Genomic DNA, 25,501 nt, shown 5'->3' on the forward strand with positions numbered 1-25,501 from the left:
ATAGGCGGATAGGGGTCACCACCCCGCCTTTCAGGCGCCCTTCTTAAAAAAAGAGTTGCATATAATTTTACGATTTGGTTTCGAGAAATGTTTTTTTCCAAAGCCTTTTCCTTCAAGGGGAAAGGTGCCGATAGGCGGATAGGGGTTCGCCAACAAAAAGAAAAAAGTCGTAACGGAAGGCTACGACTTGTGTTTTCTGAGCAGAAAATAAATATTTTAATACTGCTGACTTGATCTTTTACATTTGCTTATGCAAAATCAAGCCATAAACTATCCATATGGTAATCACTCACTTCTACCACCTTATTGTTGAATCGAAGGGAAGTAATTAAACTGGCCACTTCTTGTTGCAACATTACGATGCAGTTATCTACCAGTTCTTTTCTAAATCCCTTTTCCGAAAGATCAATTACATAGCCAACACAAATGATTCTGGCTACGATTCTGCCGAGGTCAACCAGTTTTCTTTGGGCCAGCTGTTCATCTGGTGCAAAAGAAAGTTCTGCCTTGAAGTAATCAGCAGATTTTACCGTTAGTGGAAATTCTTTTAAGTACTGGTAAAGCTGAGGCTGCTTTTGCTTTTTCATGCCCTTAATGATCATTTCGCCAATTTGTGCGTAAAGCATTTCATTAGAACCTTCAAAGATTTGGAAAGGGCGACTATCCATAATTCCTCGTCCACCGATGTGGCTGGTGCGGTAACCTTTTGCACCTGATAACTGCACCAATAATTGTGCACTTTCCTGCATCAAATCGGTTACTACAGTTTTCATAGTATTGGCTTCTAATCCTTCGGTAGCTAAGTTGTTTTCTATACCACTAATGGCTGAACTCTTAGCACACATGGCAGAACAAATGGTATAAGCTGCCTGTAACCTTGAAATCTGAAACTTCACATTATCCATCCCAAGCAAATTGCCAACGCCAACCTTTCTGTTGTCACATTGGTGATAGGCTTCATCCAGCATTCTTTTAATGAAACCCATTCCCATTCCTGGAAACTGCATTCTGCTTCGGTGCAGAATATCCAGCATCATTTTAATCCCCGTGGTTTCAGGGATAAGTTTCTGGTTTTTAGGTACGGTAAGATCCAGTTGATTTAATCCGTAAGGAATAAGGTATAAACCGGCATTGTCATAATATTCTTCTACATGGATTTGTTGTGCTGCAATAGCATCTTCACACACAAAAAAATCGATATCTCTGGCTAATGAACCGTCGGCACCTTCATTTCTAGCTGCTACAATCCAATAATTAGCCATTCCGGTAAGTCCCTGCCAATGTTTTGTTCCTTTAATTGTGTAGCCATTTTCAGTTTCTTTGCTGGTGGTTCGCATGTTCAATGCATCACTTCCAAAATTGGGTTCAGTAATCATTAAACCACCCATATTTTGATCTTTCAAAAACTTATCAAAAATTCCTTGTTTAATATCATCATGGCCATATTTGGCTACTGGCTCTAAAAATAAAGCGATATTAATCCCAAAAGTTAATGAAAGTGATAGCGATTCATAAGAAGCTGCCGAAAGAATGCCGAGACATTCTTTAACCTTACATCCTCTGCCTCCAAATGCTGATGGAACAGCTACCGATAACGGAACATGATCCATGATTGCTGTTAGCAGTTCTGGCGGAAGGCCTCTTTGCAAACTTAGCTGATCAATATTATGTTTTTCCTGAAAAAGATGTTTTAGATTTTGTTCAAAGGTTTTTAAAAATTCTGGAAACTCCTGGTTAAAATTATTCATTATTTATGCTTCGTTAAGCTTATTTATATATGTAATGTCAGATCTGTACTCATGATATATCTGACATCTTGATCAGGTTTATTCTTTCAGCTGCTTTATATTCAGCACTTGCAAGCCTAGCTTATTTCATTGAAGGGCAATGTAGTGAAATTAGTTTTACATATACCAACATCGTTTCAAGTAAATACGCTTCAAAAATGGTAATAATTATTTAGAATCTTTCTAATTAGTTAAAAGTTTATCCAACTTATCTTCATTTATGATTTCCAATTTTCTACTTTGAGTTCATCGCCAACATGAATTACGGCAGTGCCCTTATGAAGAAGATTTTGACCAAACATAATTTTTTGATTAAACGTTCGATAGCCAGCTAATGTTTTCAATGGTTCTTTTCCTTTAATACCAGTTTCCTGATTTACGGTAATTAATACACATCTGGCACATGGCTTTACGGCAGAAAAATGTAGGCTACCCAACCAAAAGGTTTTAAAATGATCTTCTGCATGTGCTTCTCCACCAGAAAAAACAAAGTTGGGTCTGAAGCGGTTCATATTCACCGGTTCAGCTAATTTCTCATTCAGCGCATCAAGTGATGACTGGCCAATGAGCAGGGTAGGGTAACCATCCGAAAAGCTTTTAACCTCTCCATTTGCTGCATATTGTGGATCTACCATAATTTTTTCATCAGACATGCGTACCAATCTAACCTCAAATTGCAGGTAAGCTGTAAACCAGTCACTAACTACTTTACTCACTTCCAAACCAACTGAAGCGTCATCCCATACGGTTACTTTAATGCGCTTGCCAGTCGTTTCATCCAGTTTAAAAGAAATTTCAAGTTCCTGGTCTACTTTATGTTTAATATACAGCTGGTCATCTTTAATATCTACCTGCAGCAGAGATAGTTGTGCATATTTGCGCTGGGTGATAAAGGTTCCCTCATGATCCACTAGCATCCAGCGCCTGTCGTACTGAAGTCCTTCATCTTCCATCAAAGCCTCCTCCAATCTGAGTCCGCCAAGTGATTTAATGGGATAAATATAAATGTCGGTGAGAAAAAACTTGTTCATTCAACAAATATAATAAAACAAAAACAGGAAATAACAGGCTAAAGATGCCCATATATTTCCTGTATCATTAATTTACAAGTCTTAAAGGATAGGATCAATTCAACCGAATATCCTGTCGGGTTCCAGCTTTATAATAAAGTTCAGCCAGTGTTTTCTGGTATCCGGAAATCATGCTTTCCTGCTTAATTTTCATGTCGATTAATTTTGTTTCCCTGCTGTTAATCAGAAAGAGAGTACTTTCGCCAAGGTTAAATTTTTGATTCTCGCCTGTTACTAGGATTTGCTGATTTTGAACACTTTGAATTTGAACAGCCAGTTGTGAAGAATAGGCAGTTAGCTCATTATAAGCAGCTGTAATCTCATTGCTGATCGTTCTGCTGGACTGTTGGAGATCATAATTTAATTCTTGTTGCTTAATTTTAACTTCCCTCAATTTTCCACGCTCGGATCTTAAAAAAAGCGGAAAGGCAAATTCAATCCCGATTTTATAATTGCTCCAGTTGAAATCGTAATCACCAGGAATAACGCTGTTTATACCCGTTCTATTTGAAAGTAAATTCCCGGTAACGTTTAGTTTGGGTTTGAGCAATTCTTGCCTATAACTTCTTTCTACCGCCAGTTGAGCGCCTTTAGTTCTCAATTTAATCAATTCAGGATGCTGAGTGGCGGCCTGTCCTAGTAGTGTATCCAAAGTTAGGGGATTGGGTTTGGCCGTTGCTGGATTAGTATTTTGCGGTACGGCGTCAGCTGGCAGTTCAAGCGGATTTCCATCTTCACTCCAGAGGTGATTGGACAAAACCAGCTGAGCATTTTGCAGCTCTATTTTCATTTTTTCTTTTTGAATGATCCTCTCCTGTACTGTAATATAGGCTTCAACTGAATCAATTGCTGGCTTATCACCTATAATGGTTTGCCTGCTCATGGCCGTAAATCTTCGCTGTGCCAGTTCTACGCCCTCATTAATTAAAGCGAACTGCCTGTAAGCATAATACCAGTTCCAGTAATCTTTTGCTACCCCATACCATACCGCATTAATCTGTTTCAGCTGTTCGGCTTCAGCATATTGCACCATAATTTTTGATTGGCGAAGCGTATTTCTTCGGGCATCAATCAAGAGTCCCTGGCCTAAAGGGATACTCAGGCCTACAGCAGATAAACCTTGCGTGTTGGTTTTAGTCTCCGGGTTTACATAGGTGCCCACATTTCGGTCATAACCAATTTTTAAATCAGCACCAGCCAGCCAAAGTGGAATTTTTAATTCACTATTCCATTTGTTATAATATTCGGTATTGCCAAAGAGTTTTCGGGCGAAGCCAGCCTTAAGTTCCGGATCAAAATAACCTAGAGATTGTAGCACACTGGCACGAGCTGATTCACTAAGCAAAGCGGCTTGTTTAACAATAGGATGATACCGGAATACGAGCATCTGAAGATCGTTGATTGAAAAAACTTTTACACTATCGGCTTCAGTTTTAGCCACAGCGGTTTGTTGTGCTTTTACCAACTGTGTGATCACCGTGGAGAAGAAAAGCATTAAAGTGATCAGGAATGCTTTAAAATTATTTTTCATATTGGTTTGTACCTTTATTTTTTATCCTTACTACCACCTGCTGGCTCTTTTTCTAAACTTGGCGGAAAACCATTAAGCTGTCGCCAGATCTCGTACCAAAGCGGTACTGATCTTAAAATAATCCGTCCGTAAACCCCTGAACCCTGACGAAGTTGTACCGGCCAGGGTTCATCTTTTGAAGGAACAGGATGGGTTTGGCTGATCAATAAACGGTATTTTCCACCGGTGCTGCTTACCCGGTCAATAGAAGAAACTTTTCCGGCAAAAGTACCCACTGCTACAGATGGCCAGCCTGAAAACTGAACAGATGGCCAGCCTTCAAATTGTAAACGAACATCACTGGTGTCTAAAATCAAAGGCACATCCATAGCGCTCACATAAAGTTCGGCTGCCACCAATGGCGATTTTGGTTGTAATGTAGCTACAGATTCGCCTTCTTTAATGTTCTCTCCAATCCCTGCTTTAAGCGTTTTCACAACGAATCCGCTCTGAGGAGCCCTCACCACATATAAGCCACGGCGAATACTGATGTTAGAAATGTCGTTTCTTAATTTAGCAATATCTCCCTGTGCACTGGCCCTGCTGGAGATGGCAGAACTCATGTCTGATTGTGCCTTTGCGATTGATTCCTGATATTTTGCCCGGATATTATCCAGTTCGATGCTGGCATTGAGCAGGTTTTGCGTAGAGTTGCTAAGTTTGTTTCGCTGCCCAATTACTTTTGCATTATCTTCCTGAAGCTTTAGCCTGCGGGTTTCAATATCAGTAAGGGAGAAAAGTCCGTTTTTATATCCGGTTTCATAGCGTTCTAACCGGGTTTTGGTGGTTTCGTAAAATTTCTGAACGGCCAATAATTCTGCGCTATCAATGCTAACGTAGTTTCTGGCCTGGCGTACTTTATTTTCTGCAGCTTTCATCTGAAATTTTAAACCATCATTCATAGCCCGCATCTGGCTATTGGTGGCATCTATCTTTTGCAATGCTGCGGTTTCACTTCCACGTTTCGCATCCAATTGCTCATTTAAGCGGGTAGGTAGCTCAGGGTCAAAATATGATTGACTGGTCTCTGAAATGACCAGGATGGTATCACCTTTCTTTACTTCCTGGCCTTCACGTACTGCCCAATGTTCTATCCTTCCGCCAATTTGGTTTTGTACGGTTTGTGGCCGGTCTTCAGGACGCAGCGCAGTGACCGTACCCCGTCCCGGAATGGTTTGGCGGAAAGGAAGGAAGAGCAGGATGGCAAAAAAAACAAAAATAAAAAGAAGTACTCTGCCCAATAGTTTAGGCCCTTTCGCATCCATAATTTTACTGTTGGTATGCACAGATAATTCTTCCCAGTTTTTAAGCTGTGCAAGGTGGTTACTTACTTTACCCATGATTTAAATCTCCTTCCTCCAGTTCAAGATCCGTAACCACAGCAAGCTTTTCACTACCGGTTACCATATCAAATACGGTATTTAAATTGGTCATTAATTTTTCTATAGCATAGCTGATTTGAACAATAATCACTTCAGCGGCAACAAATTGCCCAAAGGTCATTTGTCTTTCTACTACAAAATAAGATCCCAACAACAGCAACGAACCCATTAAAATGGTCCTCATAGCTACAGCACTGATGAAAAATTTCTTTAAAACACTAAAGTGATCATTTCTGGCCTGAATATAGTTTGCGGTAATTTCATCTGTTCGGTTGATGATTTCTTTCCTTTTATCGGCACTGTTTCTGTAAGTATCTAGATCGGCAGCAATTTCTTCCAGGTAGCCAGCCACTTCATATTTATATTCAGACTCTTCAATGCTGGTTTGAACACCACGGCGATAATACAAAATCAGTACAAAGATAATCACCATAAGAACAAACATGCCAAATGCCATAAAAACAGGGTGATAGAAGGAGAGTAGAATAACACTAAAAAAGATCTGAACTGCGGCTGCAACCACATCAACCAATAACTTGGTTAAACCTTTCTGAATGGTTAAAATATCAAAAAAACGGTTGATCAGTTCAGAAGGATTCTCACCTTCCAGCGCTTTCTTTTTAATCCGGGGTAAGCGAAAGGCAAATTCTATAGCCGTTCTGGCAAAAATTTTCTGCTCAATCACTTCAACCAGAGATAGCTGACCAATGAGCAATAATCCGCCAACAACAATGCCGACTAAAATCACTGCAATCAGAATATAGGTTGAGCTATACATGGCTCCATTTGATAGCAGATTGAAAACCGCACTGGTACCCAACGGCAGTGACAGGCCAATAAGACCAATTAACATGGCGTAGATATAAATATAATTGATGGTGCCACGCTCATAATAGAGCAAGCGTACCAGTCTTTGCCATGGCGTGGGCATACCGGCAACATGATGATTTTTCATGGTTATGTAACTTAAAAGAATAAACGAAGAGAAATTGCAGGTAGTTAGATACCAGCATTTAATTACATCATTCATGCCTGCCAATCCACATGGCAAACAATGCCTGGCCATTAGTCAGGCTGATATCAGATCAAATTATGATGCTGTTTGATGAGAAATGGTTAGGGGGTGGTGTAGGGACACTTTTTGGTGGATGTGTACCCATACGCAGGTAATAAGGTTGTGTAGGAAGAGAGAAATGGTTACTTAATAAAAGTTGACCCGTATCCATCACCGATGATTCATAAATCAAAAGTTTCTTTTTGTTTTTATCAAGGGCTTCACCTTCTTTATCTTTATTTTCTTCAGCGTTTTTTTCTATGGAAAATGCATCTCCAGATGGCGAAAAATAAGAAATAGAGAATGAAAAAACTTTAAGTACCAAAACACATAATAGCGCTAAGGCCAAAATGCGTTTGAGTAAATTATTTCTTAATCCTTCCATGATTTGAAATGCAAATATAGGTGCTTTCCAATTTTATGAACCCTGTAGAGGATTGTTTTTTGTTCATGATAACGTCAAATTAATGATGTTAAAAAGTTAAATCAGTCGTTTAGGCTGCCCTTCATTTCCATCCAGATTACTCCGATGCTGATATGCGCTTAAAATCAATTTAACATATTTAAGATACGATCTGCATCAGGTAATTTAATATCGTATATATTTAGCTTTATATTCGTAACCTATTTGATGGCTCTTTATTTTATGTTAAATTTTTAGGTTTTAGATTATCACAATGAAATTGATAAGAACAGTCATCTTATGCTGCTTTCTTTTTTCCAACTATAATATTGCTTTTGCTCAATACATGAATGCTTCTGCCATCACGAAGCAGAATAAGGGCGAGATGAAAACGTATGGTACAAATGATGGGTTGCCCTCAAAAAATACCACGGCAACCCTTCGTGATCGACGTGGGTTTATATGGGTAGGTACCGAAAACGGCTTATGCCGTTTTGATGGTTACACCTTTAAGGTATTTGCCAACCATGCAAGCGATAGTACTTCCATTTCAAACAATTTTATTAATGCTATTGTAGAGGATCATCAGGGAAAAATCTGGGTAGCCACTATGGATGGGCTGAACTTATTAGATCCCCTTACTGAAACCTTTACCCGATTTCTACATCATGATAACAATACTCGCTCTTTAAGCAACAACAAAGTATGGTCTATATTATGTGATAAAAAGGGACTGATGTGGTTTGGTACAGATGATGGTTTTAATCAGTATGTGGCTTCCAGAAAAGATTTTATCGTTTATAAGCCTAATCCGGCATCTAAAAAAAGCATGATGGGGAAATCCGTAAACTCCATTATAGAAGACATAAACGGCAATTTATGGTTGGGCAACTGGAGCGCTGGTTTAAATCGATTTGATAAAAAAAACAGAACGTTCACCAATTATGCTCAAACTCAGCAAGCGGGTGCCAAAAATCCAAATGATGTATGGGCTATAGCTTACGCAGCCGATGGTCATATTTGGGTAGGTACTTACTGGGACGGACTTTTTAATTTTAATCCAAAAACAGGTCAGTTTACTAAAATACAGATTCCAGATCATAATAATTATTCTGTTTTTAGTGTAATGCCTATTGGTCATGATCTTTTGCTGGTAGGTGGTAATAATGGGTTTTACTGGTATCATACCCTTTCCAAAAACTGGGAGAAAATTAACGATACGCCCAATTATTCTTATGGCGATTCCTATCAGGATCGTGATGGAATCATCTGGCTTAACGGCCGTAACGGACTTAGAAAAATAGATCATCAGCAATATAAATTTAAAATTAATTTACTGCCGCTTGGTAACCGTGATGTTAAAAGTATCGCTATCCGTGATGATGTGATGTGGCTGGGTACCAATAATGGATTATTTGCCATTAATCAGCAATCAGGAGGGATTAAAACGTTCATGAAAAGCAATGATCATAATAGCCTTACCAGTAATGAAATTCTAAAACTTTATTTTGATGGCAGAGGTATTTTGTGGGTACTTACCGAAAACGGCTTTGACAGTTATGATCCAAAAAGCAATATTTTTACACATCATTTTCATCATTCAGCCATCGGAAATTTATTTAATGAAGATGTTTTCAGGGATATTCTGGAAGTAGAAGATGGCATTTATATTCTGGCTACCGATGCGGGAATCAAGATTTACGATCGTCGTAAAAATACATTTGAACATTATTATAATCAGCCTAAAAATCCCTTTTCCATCAATAATAACCATACTTATGCGCTTTCAAAAGCGCCTGATGGTCAGATCTGGATTGGAACCTATGGCGGGGGTGTTAATATCTTTAACAGACAGACGAAGCATTTTCGGGCACTTGAAACCTCAAACGGGAATCGTAAAGGTTTAAGCAACAACATTATCAAAGCCATTCATACCGATTCCAGAAAAAACATTTGGGTGTGCACTCAAGACGGCTTAAATAAGTTTTCACCAAAGGGTAATGGTTTTGAAGTGTACAATAAAGCCAATGGATTTTCAAGCAATGTTTTTAATGACATTACGGAAGATGTGGACGGTAAAATCTGGGTGCTGACTGAAAATGGGATTTCCTGTCTGGATCCTTTAAACAAAAAAGTAAGAAACTTTGATGAGGCGGATGGTGTTTTGGTGAATTCTACCATTAAAAAGGATGGGACTTCCATATTGATTGCAGGTAATAAAGGTTATTTTTCTTTTAATCCGAGGCAAATCAGATTCAACCATGTGGCACCGCCTGTTTACCTGACTGATTTTCAAATCTTTAATAAATCGGTGCTTCCTGGGGCGGAAAGTCCTTTAAAAGAGAACCTAAACGTGGCGAAGGAAATTACGTTAAATGATGATCAAAGCGTTTTTTCCCTGGAATTTGTTGCCCTTAATTATGCTTATTCCTGGAAAAATGAATATGCTTATCGATTGGTAGGCTTTGATCAAAAATGGAATTATGTTGGTCACCAGCGAAAGGCAACGTATACCAACTTAAATCCCGGAACATACCGTTTTGAAGTGAAGGCATCTAACAATGATGGGGTTTGGAATCAAACTGGCTATTCTATTGTGATTAAAATTAATCCACCTTGGTACCTTACCTGGTGGGCCTTTTTACTTTACGCCGGATTAATCGGGCTTAGTGCTTATGGCTTTGTTTCTTACCGGAAAAAGCAAGAAAAACTGCGGTATGAAATCAAAATTGCACATATCGAAAGCGAAAAGGAGAAGGAACTGAATGAGCGTAAATTGTCTTTTTTTACCAATATATCGCATGAATTCAGAACACCACTTACCTTAATTATTAATCCGGTGAAGGAGTTGCTTTATCAGGACGATCAAAACATTGATACCAGTAGCATGAATATTGTTTACCGGAATGCCAAGCGTTTATTGAGCCTGGTTGATCAGTTATTGCTTTTTAGAAAGGCTGATGCACAAGGTGATACCCTAAAAGTTTCTCAATTAAACGTCAATGGTTTGGCGAAAGAAGTGTTTCTGTGTTTCTCTCATCAGGCACGGACAAAAAATATACAATATGAATTTCTGGCTGTTTCTGAAATAACGAATATTTATGCAGACCGTGAAAAGCTTGAAATCGCCATTTTTAACCTGCTATCTAACGCCTTTAAATTTACACCAGATGGTGGACGTATTGCGGTATCATTAACTGAGGCCGATCACCATGTTGATATTGTGATTACTGATTCTGGTTGTGGCATCGCAGAAGATTCGACAGAGAAAATTTTTAATCGATTTTATCAGGAACCAGATAAAAACCGATCTTTAGGAAGTGGATTTGGAATTGGCTTATACCTGGTTAAGAATTTTATTGAAATGCACAACGGAACCATTTCCTGTCGCAATAATGAGGGGGAGGGAACTTCATTCCACCTGAAATTATTAAAGGGAAACGAACACATCAACCCAGCTTCCATTGTGTCCGATCGGCAGGAAACCTCTCTGATCCTCAAAGAACTTAGTCAGGATGATCTGATCCAGGAGCCAGCCAGAAATAATGATGTCGCTTTAAGCGATATGATTGCACAGGAGAAGAAGTCAATTCTGATAGTTGATGATAATGAAGAAATTGCCCATTACCTCAGTCAGGTTTTCTCTGAACAATATCAAATTTATCAAGCCCATGATGGTGAAAGTGGATTAGCCATTATTCGGGGTTTTCTGCCCGATATTGTAATCAGTGATGTCATGATGCAAGGCATGGGTGGAATAGAGCTTTGTAGTATTGTAAAAGAAGATGAATCCATTTGCCATATCCCCATTATTTTACTTACTGCCAGTACATCAGCAGAAATTAAATTAAAGGGGGTAGAGAGTGGCGCTGATGATTATATCAGTAAACCCTTTGATAAAGAATTGCTGGTGGCCAGGGTTGCCGGGATTTTAAAAAGTAAAAATAGTCTTCAGAAATACTTTTACAGTGAAATTACTTTAAATCCCAGTACATCTAAAATCTCTGCAGAATATAAAGATTTTCTTAAAAATTGCATCAGTATAGTTGAAAGGCATATGGAAGATCCAAACTTCAACATCAAGGTGCTGGCAGATGAAATTGGCATGTCTAGAGCAAACCTATTCAACAAGATCAAATCTGTTTCAGGACATTCTTCCAACAGTTTCATTCGTTTCATTCGTTTAAGAAAAGCTGCTGAAATTTTCATTAGTACAGATAAAACGATCCTGGAAACCATGTACACGGTTGGCATGAGTGATATCAAATATTTCAGGGAGCAGTTTAAAAAGGTATTTGAAATGAATCCATCAGATTACATTAAAAAATACCGGAAGAATTTTTCCAATAACAAGTCCATCAGTCCAGGTTTAAAAAAGACGAAAACCTAATAACCTATTTCAATTAATGGTATGCCTTATATGCTAATTGATAGCTTATTTATATTTTAACTACCCCGCCCTTTTAGCACCCGTCCAAAGGAGGGGAATGGCGATATAATTCTCATCTTCCAAGAAATAGTCGCAGATTGTAGGTGTCAAAATCAATTAACAATTGCGAATTTCGGTTAGTAAAAAATTATTTTTTCTAAACCTTACTGCACACTGTATTTCAAAAGTACTTGATATTAAAATCTGATATTTTGTATTCCTTAAACTACTTTTTATGCTGAAACGGCCAATTTGAAGGTTTTGGGCGGTTTTTACCCCTCTAATATTAGCTGTTTACCCCCTTTTATTTTAATTGATTTGGTAGAATTTAGCATCGTTTTCAAATGAATTTCCAGCTCACTACAGCTATGATGCAAAGTGAATGAAAGAAATCGAAAGAAAATGGTAATGATTAAATAACCAAATTAAACCAACATGAGAAAAGTTTTACGGCGCAAGGCTGTTCTGTTTTGTCGTAGTGCGAAACAAACGCTATTCATTGTATCCCTCAGTAGTGTTTCCTTGCTGTCTGCCCAAATGGCAATGGCAACCTCACTTTCAGGCACTACAAATCCAGTATCAGTTAAAGATGAAATTACCATAAGTGGTACCGTTTATGATGAAAAGGGAGGCGTACTACCCGGAGTAAGTGTATCAGTTAAAGGAACCTCTATTGTTACGGTCAGTAATGCAGATGGTAAATATTCCATAAAAGTTCCAAATGATAATGCTGTACTGGTATTTACCTATGTAGGGTATAACAAACAAGAAGTACTTACTAAAGGCAAAACCACTGTAAACACACAATTAACCGCTAATGCACAGTCGCTTAATGAGTTGGTGGTAGTAGGGTATGGTACACAAAAGAAATCTACACTTGCGGGTTCAGTTGCTGTAGTTAAAGGTAGCGATTTGGTAAAGAGTCCACAGCCCAATCTTTCCAACTCACTGGCGGGCAGGGTTTCAGGCGTAGTGATCAATAACCGTGGTGGTGAGCCAGGTTATGATGGTTCGAAGATTTTAATCCGTGGTTTAGGAACAACGACCAACTCAGACGTATTGGTGGTGGTAGATGGGATTCCAGGCCAATTGGGCGGTTTAGAAAGGATTGACCCAAATGATGTAGAGAGTATTTCGGTACTAAAAGATGCATCAGCAGCAGTTTATGGTAACCGTGCGGCAAATGGTGTAATCTTAATTACCACTAAGAAAGGTAAAATTGGTAAGCCAACCGTAAACTATAGCTTCAATCAGGGTTTCAGTATGCCAACACGCCTTCCAAAAATGGCAGATGCGGCAACTTATGCACAAATCATGAATGAAATCAATTATGATTCCAACCCTGGTGGCGGCCTTAATCAGTCTTATACAGCTGATCAGATTCAGAAATTCAGAGATGGCTCTGATCCATTATTGTATCCAAATACAGATTGGACCAAAGAAACGTTAAAAGATGTAGCCCTTCAAAATCAACATAGCCTTTCAGTTAGTGGTGGTACTGAAGATGTTAAATATTTTGTTTCCCTTGGGAAAATTTATCAGGATGCGATCTATAAAAATGGGGCTACTAAATATCAGCAGTATAACTTCAGAACAAATATTGATGCTAATATTTCTAAAAGGTTAAAAATCGGATTAGGCGTTTCAGGTAGAGAAGAAGACCGTACTTTCCCAATTTCAGGTGCTGGTGATATCTTCCGTTCTATTTATCGTGCCAAACCTATTGTAAGCGCTTACTATCCAAACGGATTGCCAACAACGGGAATTGAAAATAACAATCCGGCCGTTCAGGTAACTGATTTAGGGGGAACGGCTAAAAACCCAACCCAGGTAATCAATGCCATTTTAAGAGGTAGCTATCAGATTCCGGGCGTAGAGGGACTTTCCGTAGATGGTTTTTTCTCGGTTGACAAAACTTTTAGCTTTAAGAAAAATTTCAATAAACCTTATAACCTGTATTCCTACGATCAATCTACCGGAATCTACAATGCGGTTGTAGTAGGTGGAAGTGGTGGCAAGGCAACTTTATATGAATCGCAGGCCAATACCAGCTTAATTACCTCTAACGTTAAATTAAATTACGATAAGAAATTTGGTAAACATTCCATCAACGCATTTGTAGCTTACGAGCAGAGCAGACAGCGTTATGAAACCTTTGATGCGCAACGCTTAAATTACATTTCAACCAGTCTACCTGAACTCTCACAAGGTGGTTCAGCTGCAACAGATTTAAGAAATTCGGGCAGTAGTACAGACTATCCAAGACAGAGTTATATTGGAAAGGTGACTTACAATTATGATGAAAAGTACATTATTGAGGGCCAAATGCGTGCAGATGGTTCTTCACTCTTCCCCGCGAATAACCGTTTCGGATATTTCCCTTCAGTTTTAGGTGCTTGGAGAGTGAGCAAAGAAAAATGGTTCAGTGATAATGTTTCTTTTATCAATGATTTAAAAATTAGAGGATCTTACGGTTCTTTAGGTAGCGATTTAATTAATCCATATCAATATTTTGATAACTACACATTGGTTTCAAATGGTTTTGTAGCTTCAAATCCTGGAAGCGGTGTAAATGTAATTCAGCCAAACATAAACCTGGTTAAATTAGCTAACGCAAATGTAGGTTGGGAACGGGCAAATAAACTAGATATTGGTATTAATGCAACTTTCCTTAAAAACTTTACTTTAGAAGCCATTTACTTCAATCAAAAAAGAAGCGATATTTTATTAACTAGAAATGCCTCATTACCCGCAACTTCTGGTATTGTAAACCCATATAATTCTGACCCTTTGGTTCCTGCAGAAAATATTGGTAAAATCAACAGTTCAGGTGTAGAGGCCTCATTAGGTTATAACCATTCAAGCGAAAACTTTAGCTGGGGTGCAACCGGAAACATTACTTATGCCAAAAGTAAAATCATCTTCATTGATGAAGCTGCCGGAACATTAGATTATCAACGTCAAACAGGCCGTCCAATTGGTAGTTACCTGTTGTTTAACTCACTTGGTATTTTCCGCACCCAACAAGAATTAGATGCCTATCCTCATGTTACAGGTGCTAAAGTGGGCGATTTAAAATACGAAGATTATAATGGTGATGGCGTAATTGATTTTAAAGACAGAACCAGAAGTAAGTATGGTAACGTTCCGGAGATTACTTACGGATTAAACTTAACCGCCTCATATAAAAATTTCGATGTAGCCGTACTTTTTGCAGGTCAGTCTCGCGTAAGCCAGTATGTGTTGCCAGAATCAGGTAGTGTTGGAAACTTTTATAGCAGCTGGGCAGATAACAGGTATAGTGCGTCAAATCCGAATGGAACTTATCCAAGGGTAACTGAACGTGCTTCAAATGCCATCAGTGGTGGCGCTTATCAGAATAATTTCTGGCTAAACAATGCATCATTTTTCAGGTTAAAGAACATTGAACTGGGTTATAACTTCAATACCAGCCTTTTATCTAAAATTAAAATCTCTGGTGTAAGGTTATATGCCAGTGCATTCAACTTATTCACCATCTCAAAAGTGAAAGATTACGATCCGGAAGGTGATAGTCAAAGTGGACAATTTTACCCTCAGCAAAAAATTATCAACATAGGTGCAAACGTTAAATTTTAACATCATGAAATTATATAAACCATTATATTTTACCCTTGGTGCAGCATTACTGTTTGCATCATGCAAGAAAGATTTTTTAGAAATCACACCCACATCGGTAATTAGTACCTCTTCAGTAGAAACAGATAGTGCCGTATATGAGGCTTTTGTACTGAACCGTTATGTAAGTCCACAGCTTCAGGAAAAAGAAGGTGAAGGTTCTGGTCCGGGTTTTGGCCGCGGTTTTGAATACAGCTTAATGAGTTCCAATACCGACGAATCAATTTATACCAATGATGATGGAACCTGGGCCATGCAACGTGGACAAATCTCGCCAGATAACCTGGGCAGTACAGCCTCTTTCTGGGCTAGAAGTTACCGCAGTATCCGTGAGTGTAATTATGCACTTCAGGTATTAGCCACTATTCCAATGAGTGCAGGCCACAAAAAATTGATTGAAGGTGAACTTAAATTTATCAGGGCCTTTAGGTACCAGGACGTAATCCGTAATTACGGCAGGGCTGTTTTAATAGGCGATAAAGTAACGCAGTTAACTGATAATTTACAGGATGATGCACTATTTAAAAGAGCAACTTTAAAAGAGAGCCTGGATTATGCCATTGCACAACTGGATCAGGCAGCAGCCTTACTTCCGGTAGATAATTCTTCTAACTGGCAATTAGGTCGTGCAACGAAAGGTGCGGCACTGGCCTTAAAATCGAGGTTAACGCTTTACGCTGCCAGTCCATTATATAACGCTGGTACGTGGGCTTCTGCGGTTACAGCTGCTCAAGCCGTAATTAGCCTGAATAAATATGGCATTTACACAGGTGGTTATAATAAAATGTTCCTCATCAATGAATCGAATGAGGTGATTTTTGAAAGGCTATACACCACAAACGCCAGACATGTTTGTTTAGAAATTGCAAACGGACCAAACGGCTATAATGCCTGGGGTGGCAATACACCCATGCAAAACCTGGTTGATGATTATCAAACCACAAGTGGTAAGGCCATTACTGAAGCAGGTTCTGGATACGATCCGGCTAAACCATATGCCAACAGAGACCCTAGATTTGGCTATACCGTTATTTATGATGGCGCAAGTTACCGAGGAAGAAACATGGAAGCTTTTATCCCAGGTGGAAAAGATAGCAAGGACGGAAACTCTAACTGGAATACCACTAAGACAGGCTATTATCTTAAAAAATTCATGAATGATGCCTTCCCGATTGATAACCCTTGGGATGTAGCAGGTTTACAACCATGGATTTACATGCGCTATTCAGAAATACTATTAAACTTTGCTGAAGCGGCGAATGAAGCTTATGGCCCTGATGCAGTTCCGGCCGGATCATCAATGTCTGCCAGAGATGCAGTAAATATGATCAGATCCAGACCAGATGTAAACATGCCGGCATTGGCCAATGGCTTAAGTCAATCGCAAATGAGGGATGCCATCCGTTATGAACGTAGGGTAGAACTGGCTTTTGAAGAACACCGTTATTATGATGTACGCCGTTGGAAAATAGCAAACGTTGTAGAGAACAAAGCGGCTAGCGGAGTCATCATCACTAAAAATGGAAGCAATTTAAGTTATGCAACAAAGGTAGCTTTAGACGGCAAAGTTTTTCAGGATAAACAATATTGGTTACCGATTCCAAGAGCAGAAATTTTATCTTCAAACGGAAAACTGGAACAAAACTCTGGTTACTAAAATTTTATACAGCGATCAGGGATCGCTGTGTTTTTTTTATCCTATTATTATAAACTGATTGTACCATTCCATTAAGGATTTAAAAAATGCTTTTGCTACAATCTACCTACTTATTTTAATCTCCTTATCATGAATTTGCTCCCTCCAAAAGCGCTTGCTTTTCCTTTCCTTCTGCTGCTGGGCATGATTGCTCCGGGAATAACTTCCGCACAAAACCAACGGATCATTAAAGCAAAAGTTAACTATAATGCACTTGCACAAACCATGGAAGGTTTCGGCGCTTCAGATGCGTGGACCTGTCAGTTTGCTGGTTTATGGCCGGATGCAGAAAAAAACAAAATGGCTGACCTGCTTTTCAGTACGCAAATCGATCAGGAAGGCAATCCGCAGGGAATTGGATTAAATTTCTGGCGTTTCGCCATTGGTGGGGGAAGTGCTGAACAAAGCCAGGCCAGTGGAATAAAAGATGAATGGAGAAGACAGGCCGCTTTTTTAAGCTTAAATAAAACTTATAATGAAGATGCCATGCCTGGGCAGGTTTGGTTTATGAATGCTGCAAAAACAAGAGGTGTAAAGCACTTCATTGGTTTTGTAAATAGTCCACACGTTAATTTTACGCGCAATCAAAAGGCATTTTCAAGTAATGGAAAGTGTAACCTTGATTTCAGCAAAGCAGATGCTTTTACACAAGATCTGGCTAAAACGATTCAAATCCTCAAAAAGAAAACAGGTGTTGAGCTGGATTATCTGAGTCCGATAAATGAACCACAGTGGAAATGGAATGAAGGCAATCAGGAAGGATGTCCATATACCAACCGTGAAATTTCGGTGTTAATTAAGAAATTAAGCACCGCATTAAATCAGGCACAGCTGAAAACGAAGATTCAAATCGCTGAAGCGGGTCAGCTGAATTACCTTACCAACCATCCAGATACTGCAAAAAGCAAACAAATAGACTATTTTTTTAATCCCAACTCTCCAGGCTACCTCGGAAACCTGAAAAACTTGGATCAGAGTATTTCTGGGCACAGCTATTTCACCACAAGCCCTGAACAAAAATCTATAGCCATCAGAAGTTTGGTTAAAGATGAAGTGGCTAAATATAAGCTGCTTAGATTTTGGATGTCAGAATATTGTGTACTTGGCGATAGTTTATTAAAAGGAGAGGGGCGAGACTTGGGTATGACGACGGCATTATTTATCGCCAAACTCATCCATCATGATTTAACTTATGCCAATGCTACTTCATGGCAGTGGTGGCTTGCCGTTTCAACAGGCGATTATAAAGATGGCCTCGTATATATAGACAAAAGCAAAACCAGTGGAAAAGTTTACGACAGTAAAACCCTTTGGGCACTGGGTAACTACAGCCGCTTTATAACACCAGGTAGTGTAAGGGTTAATATGACTGTTTCAAATGATCAGGATTTTTATATTTCAGCTTACCTTAAAAATAATAAACTGATTACTGTAGCTGTAAACAATAGCGAAGAAGCCATTCACCTGGAGCTATCTGGGATCGATCAAAAACAAAAAAATCTATCTGTTTATACTACAGCTGAAGGGAGCAATCTTAAGCGATCGGTGGTGACTGCACAACAATTAAATCTTCCACCTAAATCTGTTACCACCATTATTGCCAACAAATAAAAACAGGAATATACGATTGAGCCGTTCCTAAATTTAAATACTATGAAAAAACAAAAGATACTTATTTTTAATGCCATGGTACTGGCCATGATGCTTTTCGGATGTGGAAAAGCAAGCAATGAGCATTCCTTTACCTTAGGAGACAGTACATTTATGCTTGATAACAAGCCTTATCAAATCATTTCCGGAGAAATTCATTATCCCCGTGTGCCCCGTGAAGCCTGGAGAGCAAGAATGAAAATGGCCAAAGCGATGGGTTTGAATACCATCGGAACATACGTTTTCTGGAATTTACATGAACCGGAAAAAGGCAAATTTGATTTTACCGGCAATAATGATATTGCGGAATTTGTAAAAATTGCAAAGGAAGAAGGATTATGGGTAATCCTCAGACCAAGCCCTTATGTTTGTGCCGAATGGGAATTTGGTGGATATCCGTATTGGTTGCAAAATGAAAAAGGCCTTGAAGTAAGAAGCCGTGAAAAACAATACTTGGCCGAATACAAAAAATACATTGATGAGGTAGGCAAGCAATTGGCTCCGCTTCAAATTAACCATGGTGGAAACATCATCATGGTTCAGGTAGAAAACGAATACGGTTCGTATGGATCGGATAAGGTTTACCTGGAAATGAACCGTAAAATGTTTCTTGATGCGGGCTTTGACGGCCTTCTATATACTTGCGATCCGGAAAAGGATATTGTGAAAGGACATTTAAAAGGTTTAATGCCAGCCATTAATGGCCAGGATAACCCGGTAACGGTAAAAAAAGCCATTCGCAGTCTGAATGAAGGAAAAGGTCCGTTTTTTTTAGCTGAATGGTACCCGGCATGGTTCGATTGGTGGGGTACGCCGCACCATAAAGTTCCGGCTGAACAGTATACAGGAAAGTTAGATACCGTATTATCCAGTGGAATTTCCATTAACATGTACATGTTTCATGGCGGAAGTACGCGTGGCTTTATGAATGGCGCAAACTTTAGGGATACCATTCCATTTGAGCCACAAATCAGTAGCTATGATTATGATGCACCGCTTGATGAAGCTGGAAATGCCACGGATAAATTTATGAAATTCAGAGCAGTGATTGAAAAGCATTTGCAAAAGGGACAGAAATTGCCAGAAGTGCCCAAAGCAAAACCTGCAGCAGCAATGGAGCCGATTAAATTCACTAAAGAAATTGGTGTTTTTGATAACCTGGGAACTGGTAAAGAAAGTCAGGATCCCTTAACCTTTGAAGACATGAACCAGGCCTATGGTTACATGCTTTACAAAACTAAAATTAATGGCGGTAAAAAAGCTGAATTGAAAATAGATGGCCTGCGAGATTATGGCATTGTGTTTATTGATGGCCAACGCAAAGGTACGCTGGATAGAAGATTAGGACAGGAAAGCCTGACCCTTGATTTAGCTGCCGGAAGCCATACCCTGGAGATTTTTGTAGAGAATATGGGCAGAATTAATTTTGGACCAAACCTGTTGAAAAACAAAAAAGGCATTGTAGGTCAGGTTTCTTTTGCAGGTACTCCGCTTAAATCATGGACCATGTATTCTTTGCCTTTTGATCAAGTAGAAGCCTCCAAAATTAACACGGTAAAGGCTGCCAGAAATTCTCCGGTATTGAAATCAGGAACATTTAAAGTCACCACACCTGTAGATACCTACCTGGATTTACGGACATGGGGAAAGGGAGTGATTTGGGTAAACGGACATAATCTGGGTAAATACTGGAGCATTGGCCCTCAGCAAACCATTTATCTTCCGGCAGAATGGTTAAAAAAGGGAGATAATGAAATCATTATACTTGAATTAAATAAACCTGAAAATAATGTGCTGACCAGTTTAACTAAGCCGATCCTCGATCAGGTAAATGAGGTGAAATAATATCAAAACCTGAATTTGCTAAATCATCAAAATTAAAATACTATGTTTAGTTATTTTTGTTTCTAATCACTATCGTTTAGCTCCTCCGATGCAAAGGACGAATTACGATCGCCATACTGCTTTTTTAAAGAGGTGATTTCAGATTGGGAGTGTGAAAATTATTAAACGTTGATCCAGTTCAGATTCATCATCTTTAGCCTGATACTGCCCCCAAATTTAGACACTATTTGGGGGCATTTTTATGTATAAAAACATACAGCATAATTCAGGTAGATGCTCATCAAGGAGCAAGTCATCCGTATTCAATTAAAATTGTTGTAGCATAAAGCAACACATTGTCCATAAATTCTACAATTCAGGCAATGTCATCATATTGATACAAAAATAATTCTTATTGAAATACAATTTCTTTATGGTTAAAATCTGCGTTTTAATAGCTTTAAATCAATTTTAAGCTAATTGCATTAGCGCTTACTGGTTAAAAATGAGTGATATATGAAATAATTGGCTTAATTTTTGGTCTAATGCGGTTGTAGCGGAGGCTACAATAAACCTATTATTTAACCTTTAAATTTAAAACTTATGGCTTTCAAAGCTAGATTGAATTTTTCGGGCAAGGAGTACGATGTGCTTCATTGCGCCTATGCGTTAAACCGCGATGTAGATGCTAAAGGAAGACCTTCTTCCGGAGTTTACGGTGGCACCATCGACATTGAGATCGAGTCAACCGAAGACACCTCAATTATCGAAGCGATGGTTAATAACCAGTACAAACCCATTACCGGAACCCTTCTGATTAAGAAATCTGAAGAAGATGCCAAAATGAAAGAAGTTGATTTTGAAGATGGCTACATTGTAAAGTATTCCGAAGGAATCAACATTGTAGGTGATCACCCGATGACACTGAAATTCCAGATCTCAGCAAGGAAGCTGAAACTCGGAAATGCAGAGCATTTAAACGATTGGCCTAAAGCGTAGACGGGGGTGATTGTTTAGGGTTTAGTGCCTTTAATTGGTTTAGTATTGTTTAGGGTTTAGTATAGTTTAGCGTTTTGTGGTTAGTTATAATATTTAATATATAGTCTAACCTCTTAACCTTATAACTATCTAAACAGATTTTAGACTTTGTGTTGTTTTAATATTAGTCTAAACTATCTAACCTCATAACCCATCTAAACAATTTCCAGTTTCTGACTAACTAATCGCCTAAACACCTAACCCATCTAACCACAATTCATTCATTTCAAAAAATTAAAACTTACAACAATGGCATTTAAAACCAGATTAACATTAGGTTCAAAAGAATTTGATGTTTTACAGTGCAGCTTTTCATTAAACAGAGATGTAGACGCTAAGGGTCGTCCATCATCAGGGGTATACGGTGGAACCATCAACATTGAAATCGAATCTACTGAAGATACTTCAGTAATCGAATCAATGGTAAACAACCAGTACAAACCTCAATCAGGAACCATCATCTTCAAAAAAGGCGAAGAAGATGCAAAAATGAAGGAATTAACTTTCGAGGATGGCTACATTATCCAATACAGCGAAGGCATCGCCGTAAATGATAATACGCCAATGACGCTTACGTTCGTCGTATCAGCCAGAAAACTCAAATTGGGTAATGCTGAACACGAAAACGATTGGCCAAAGGCATAGTTCTCCAATTGATATCACCAAAAGTGACGGGTTTACCTGTTGCTTTTGGTGTATCAAACATTCCACAAAACGTGCAAATCTAAATTAGTACGCTGCTAATGCTCCATGATCCAAATCGCTTAAGTATTTATATTTTCAACTTATAAATGGAGTTAGCATATATAAATTAACACCTGCCACTGAAATAAATCTTCACATTTCACCTGGGTAGAAGTTGCAACAACACCTAGATCTTAGGTTCCTCCCGGTTGTTGCCACTAAGCTTGAAATTCATATGGAAAAGAAACTCATCACCGAAATCAATATAGAAGATAAAGCAATTAGCCATTTTGCCTCCTTCAGCCTTCAGCAGGAATTTAACAGTCACCATTATTTTGAACTGCGGTTTAACCATGATCAAATGGGGGCACCAGGTCTGATTAACCTAAATGATAGTCGGGATTTTGTAGGTAAAACCTTAAGCGCATCTTTCGGATATTCGCAAGAACAGCTTCAACATTTTTCTGGTTTGGTTACCCGGGTAGAGCTGGCGCAAAGCCATGGTTATCATGGTGTATTAATTGTAAGTGGTTACAGCCCAACTATATTGATTGATCGTGGCCAGGATCTGGGTTCTTATCTGGATAAAGATTTAAATGATATTGTAAAATTGGCTACAAGTGATACACCGGCCAATGACCTCAAAATAGTAGCGAATGCCAGCAGGCAATCCACTATAGATTACCTCATTCAGTATAAAGAGAGCGACTGGGAGTTTTTAAACCGCCTATCGGGAGAGTATTATGAATGGCTGTACTATGATGGTCTGCAACTGAATTTTGGTAAACCCAATGTGCAAAAAGACGTTGCCTTATTTTATGGTCGCGATGTTCATAACCTGCAATATGCCATGGAAGTTGCGCCGATTAAAAATAAACGTTTTGCTTATAACCCCAAACAGGATGAAATGCTACAAAGCGAAAGCAGTGGCCAGGCCGATGGAAATCCCGATCTGGCGCATGCCATCAAGGCTTCCAACCTGATGTACAGCAAAACCTTTAATCAGCCTTCGCTCATTAGGGTAGATAACAGTAGTGACATTAAAAGTCATGTTGATAATGAAGAAAAGGCACATATCAGTGACCTTTTAAAGGTTAATGCCAGTGGCGATAACGCCGCATTGGGCATTGGTACCATCGCTGAAATTACCATGAGCATTAGGCAGGAGGTTGCTTTTTTAACAGAGAGCCTCGGCCAGTTTTTAATCACCAGTATCACCCACAACCTGGATGGAACGGGCAAATACCACAATACTTTCGAAGGTGTGGTATTCAATACCGAACGCATCCTGGTGAAAAATTATGATAAACCTAATCCAGATATGCAACTGGCTGATGTGATCGACAATGCAGATCCGCAGGGACAGGGCCGGATTAAAGTGAAGTTTAAATGGGCTTGTAAAACCAATGATGTGACCGAATGGCTGAGGGTAATCACCCCAGATGCCGGAAGCAGCGATAAAGTAAGTAAAAACCGCGGCTTTGTTTTTATTCCTGAAATTGGCGATCAGGTTGCGATAGGTTTTGAAGAAGGAAATATTGCCCGACCAATTGTACTCGGCTCAGTTTTTCATGGCAAAAGTGGAAGTGGTGGCAGTGCAAGCAATAACAGCAAAAGTTTGACTTCTAAGAGTGGGCATACTGTTCAGCTAAATGATGGAGGAGGAATTACCATTAAAGATAAAACGGGTGGCAATCACATTGTGGTCGATGGAGAAAATAAAGTCACAGTAACTTCAAGTCAAACGGTTGTGTTAACGAATGGTGCGGCGGCAATTACACTCGAAGGGGATAAAATTACGATCCACGCATCAGAAATAGAGATTGCAAAAAAAGGAGGCAACTCCGCAAAAATTGATATTAAAGGCGATGCCACAAATATTAATGCGAAAGATACTGTCATTACATCGACCAATAATACCATTTCCGGATCAAATAATAAGATAATAGGAACGAATCATGTAACGGGCGGCAATACTAAAATTGATGGTGGCGATGTATTTATAAACTAGACCAATAGTATGATAGCAGATAAAAAAATTTTAATCAGAATGCCGTTTAGTGAGCAATATACTATCACAATAGATTCTGATATTAAAGGTGTGGATGTTTATGTTACGTCAAAAGTTCAGTTGAGGTATGATTTTCATGTCTTGAGAATTGATGATGTGGAGGTTGAAGTGCGGCTAGTTCAACTGGATAATGTTCTTTTAGATGCAAATAACCCGATGATAGCGGAAGTTGCACAAGTAAGCCAGATTTTTGGACGAATGTACAACGAGCTGCACTTGATATTGGATAAATCCGGCAATGTGAAAGAGGTGCTCAATACAGATTTTATTCTTTCTAAATGGAAGCAGACAAAGGCTGAGATGGAGAAACACATCATGGCTAATGAATACTTGCAGAACGCGATTATACTTAACGATGCGATTTTTAACGATCCTGAGAAAATAAAAATTGGGGTGCAGGCGAATGAGTTTATTAAAATTTATTTTGGACAGGTCTTCAATCTAGAGTTGCCTAGTAAGAGTTATGTTAAGGGTACCAATATTTTCAATACCGTTGAGATAGATTGGAAAATGGAAACGGAAAGTTCGCCTGTTTTGCCACCAAGTAGCCAAATAAAAACAGTAGCGATAACCTCGAGGTGCGAACCAAAGAATACACTTAATAAAGAGTTTTATCAAGCTGCCTATAGTCAGTTTGAAAATAAGATAGATATTAAACTATTAAATAGCCAGTTGTTTCAACAAGAAACAAGGATGATAGATTACCTCACCGGGAGGGTACTGGAAGCAGAAGTGAATAAACAGGAAATTGCCGATGAACAAAGGTTGTATAATAAATTAAGTTATACCTTAAAAAGTGATTCAGGAAGCAAGCCTAGAGCAATTGGAGAAAATCAGCATACAGAAATTTCTAAAGAGGAAGCAGAGCAAAACTCAAGTAGATTTAAATTTTTTTAAAAATGATTTACACAGAGAAATACCAATCAGATCATTCAGCTGTTTTAGAAAAAAACCATTGGGAAAAATCAGTGAAGTTGGGTTTTTGCACCATAATTTTCGGTTCGATTAGTGAAATGCAAGCTGAGAGTAAAAGCCGGATGCTGATGGTTAAAATGTTTGGAAAATTACCCGAGCAAAAGGGTGAGCGGAGTACGGTTCTGATGTTAGGTTTCAAAACAATAAGATACGGGCGAAGGATGAAGATAGGGTGGATCAGCCGTAAACAGATTATCGAAAAGGCTTAAGT

At 38.8% G+C, this 25,501-nt stretch carries 16 protein-coding genes; 10 read left to right on the forward strand and 6 right to left on the reverse strand.

The genetic code is table 11. The features are described 5' to 3' along the window. Positions 1–248 precede the first annotated feature (248 nt). The 6 genes from AN34_RS19660 to AN34_RS19685 form a co-directional block, all read right to left on the reverse strand. Complete coding sequence (locus AN34_RS19660) at positions 249–1,748, reverse strand: acyl-CoA dehydrogenase family protein (RefSeq protein WP_029288463.1); 1,500 nt, start codon at positions 1,746–1,748, stop codon at positions 249–251. Positions 1,749–2,005: 257 nt separating this feature from the next. Beyond that, on the reverse strand, positions 2,006–2,818 hold the full coding sequence (locus AN34_RS19665) for an MOSC domain-containing protein (protein ID WP_029288465.1): 813 nt from the start codon (positions 2,816–2,818) through the stop codon (positions 2,006–2,008). Between the two features lie 94 nt (positions 2,819–2,912). Continuing rightward, on the reverse strand, positions 2,913–4,388 hold the full coding sequence (locus AN34_RS19670; protein ID WP_029288467.1) for a TolC family protein: 1,476 nt from the start codon (positions 4,386–4,388) through the stop codon (positions 2,913–2,915). Positions 4,389–4,402: 14 nt separating this feature from the next. Further along, entirely contained in the window at positions 4,403–5,767 is a 1,365-nt protein-coding gene (locus AN34_RS19675; RefSeq protein ID WP_029288469.1) for an HlyD family secretion protein, read from the reverse strand. Then, entirely contained in the window at positions 5,760–6,764 is a 1,005-nt protein-coding gene (locus AN34_RS19680) for an ABC transporter transmembrane domain-containing protein (RefSeq protein ID WP_029288471.1), read from the reverse strand. The genes AN34_RS19675 and AN34_RS19680 overlap by 8 nt, the downstream gene beginning before the upstream one ends. Positions 6,765–6,894: 130 nt before the next feature. After that, the gene (locus tag AN34_RS19685; protein WP_029288473.1) at positions 6,895–7,248 is read right to left on the reverse strand and encodes a hypothetical protein; all 354 of its coding nucleotides are present in this window, start codon (positions 7,246–7,248) and stop codon (positions 6,895–6,897) included. A 292-nt stretch (positions 7,249–7,540) separates the two neighbouring features. Here AN34_RS19685 and AN34_RS19690 point away from each other — a divergent pair, with 292 nt between their 5' ends. The 10 genes from AN34_RS19690 (at position 7,541) to AN34_RS19735 (ending at position 25,499) form a co-directional block, all read left to right on the forward strand. Next, the gene (locus AN34_RS19690) at positions 7,541–11,656 is read left to right on the forward strand and encodes a two-component regulator propeller domain-containing protein (RefSeq protein WP_082468472.1); all 4,116 of its coding nucleotides are present in this window, start codon (positions 7,541–7,543) and stop codon (positions 11,654–11,656) included. 474 nt (positions 11,657–12,130) lie between these two features. Beyond that, a complete protein-coding gene (locus AN34_RS19695) occupies positions 12,131–15,313 on the forward strand; it encodes a TonB-dependent receptor (protein WP_029288476.1) in 3,183 nt (1,060 codons plus the stop codon). A gap of 4 nt (positions 15,314–15,317) precedes the next feature. Beyond that, on the forward strand, positions 15,318–17,009 hold the full coding sequence (locus AN34_RS19700; protein WP_029288477.1) for a RagB/SusD family nutrient uptake outer membrane protein: 1,692 nt from the start codon (positions 15,318–15,320) through the stop codon (positions 17,007–17,009). Between the two features lie 129 nt (positions 17,010–17,138). Further along, positions 17,139–18,659: a glycoside hydrolase gene (locus AN34_RS19705; protein ID WP_051666738.1), complete on the forward strand. Its 1,521-nt coding sequence runs from the start codon at positions 17,139–17,141 to the stop codon at positions 18,657–18,659. A gap of 42 nt (positions 18,660–18,701) precedes the next feature. Further along, positions 18,702–20,543, forward strand: coding sequence for a beta-galactosidase (locus AN34_RS19710; protein WP_029288479.1), 1,842 nt, complete (start codon positions 18,702–18,704; stop codon positions 20,541–20,543). A 582-nt stretch (positions 20,544–21,125) separates the two neighbouring features. Continuing rightward, positions 21,126–21,521 carry a type VI secretion system tube protein TssD gene (gene tssD / locus AN34_RS19715; protein WP_029288480.1) on the forward strand — a complete coding sequence of 132 codons (396 nt, stop codon included), beginning with the start codon at positions 21,126–21,128 and terminating at the stop codon, positions 21,519–21,521. 288 nt (positions 21,522–21,809) lie between these two features. Next, positions 21,810–22,205 carry a type VI secretion system tube protein TssD gene (gene tssD, locus AN34_RS19720; RefSeq protein WP_029288482.1) on the forward strand — a complete coding sequence of 132 codons (396 nt, stop codon included), beginning with the start codon at positions 21,810–21,812 and terminating at the stop codon, positions 22,203–22,205. Between the two features lie 274 nt (positions 22,206–22,479). Next, entirely contained in the window at positions 22,480–24,255 is a 1,776-nt protein-coding gene (locus tag AN34_RS19725) for a type VI secretion system Vgr family protein (protein ID WP_051666739.1), read from the forward strand. A 9-nt stretch (positions 24,256–24,264) separates the two neighbouring features. Continuing rightward, on the forward strand, positions 24,265–25,212 hold the full coding sequence (locus AN34_RS19730) for a hypothetical protein (RefSeq protein ID WP_029288487.1): 948 nt from the start codon (positions 24,265–24,267) through the stop codon (positions 25,210–25,212). 2 nt (positions 25,213–25,214) lie between these two features. Further along, positions 25,215–25,499, forward strand: coding sequence for a hypothetical protein (locus tag AN34_RS19735; RefSeq protein WP_029288489.1), 285 nt, complete (start codon positions 25,215–25,217; stop codon positions 25,497–25,499). Positions 25,500–25,501: the final 2 nt, after the last annotated feature.

This window comes from Pedobacter sp. R20-19 (assembly GCF_000708265.2).
In the GTDB taxonomy this organism is placed as follows: Bacteria; Bacteroidota; Bacteroidia; order Sphingobacteriales; family Sphingobacteriaceae; genus Pedobacter.

Excerpts from the sequence above, each read along its gene's own strand:
- AN34_RS19685 (WP_029288473.1), bottom strand. The coding sequence starts at position 7,248 with ATGGAAGGATTAAGAAATAATTTACTCAAACGCATTTTGGCCTTAGCG.
- AN34_RS19710 (WP_029288479.1), top strand. The coding sequence starts at position 18,702 with ATGAAAAAACAAAAGATACTTATTTTTAATGCCATGGTACTGGCCATG.
- AN34_RS19725 (WP_051666739.1), top strand. The coding sequence starts at position 22,480 with ATGGAAAAGAAACTCATCACCGAAATCAATATAGAAGATAAAGCAATT.
- AN34_RS19665 (WP_029288465.1), bottom strand. The coding sequence starts at position 2,818 with ATGAACAAGTTTTTTCTCACCGACATTTATATTTATCCCATTAAATCA.
- AN34_RS19680 (WP_029288471.1), bottom strand. The coding sequence starts at position 6,764 with ATGAAAAATCATCATGTTGCCGGTATGCCCACGCCATGGCAAAGACTG.
- tssD (WP_029288480.1), top strand. The coding sequence starts at position 21,126 with ATGGCTTTCAAAGCTAGATTGAATTTTTCGGGCAAGGAGTACGATGTG.
- tssD (WP_029288482.1), top strand. The coding sequence starts at position 21,810 with ATGGCATTTAAAACCAGATTAACATTAGGTTCAAAAGAATTTGATGTT.
- AN34_RS19700 (WP_029288477.1), top strand. The coding sequence starts at position 15,318 with ATGAAATTATATAAACCATTATATTTTACCCTTGGTGCAGCATTACTG.
- AN34_RS19675 (WP_029288469.1), bottom strand. The coding sequence starts at position 5,767 with ATGGGTAAAGTAAGTAACCACCTTGCACAGCTTAAAAACTGGGAAGAA.
- AN34_RS19730 (WP_029288487.1), top strand. The coding sequence starts at position 24,265 with ATGATAGCAGATAAAAAAATTTTAATCAGAATGCCGTTTAGTGAGCAA.
- AN34_RS19660 (WP_029288463.1), bottom strand. The coding sequence starts at position 1,748 with ATGAATAATTTTAACCAGGAGTTTCCAGAATTTTTAAAAACCTTTGAA.
- AN34_RS19690 (WP_082468472.1), top strand. The coding sequence starts at position 7,541 with ATGAAATTGATAAGAACAGTCATCTTATGCTGCTTTCTTTTTTCCAAC.
- AN34_RS19670 (WP_029288467.1), bottom strand. The coding sequence starts at position 4,388 with ATGAAAAATAATTTTAAAGCATTCCTGATCACTTTAATGCTTTTCTTC.
- AN34_RS19705 (WP_051666738.1), top strand. The coding sequence starts at position 17,139 with ATGAATTTGCTCCCTCCAAAAGCGCTTGCTTTTCCTTTCCTTCTGCTG.
- AN34_RS19695 (WP_029288476.1), top strand. The coding sequence starts at position 12,131 with ATGAGAAAAGTTTTACGGCGCAAGGCTGTTCTGTTTTGTCGTAGTGCG.
- AN34_RS19735 (WP_029288489.1), top strand. The coding sequence starts at position 25,215 with ATGATTTACACAGAGAAATACCAATCAGATCATTCAGCTGTTTTAGAA.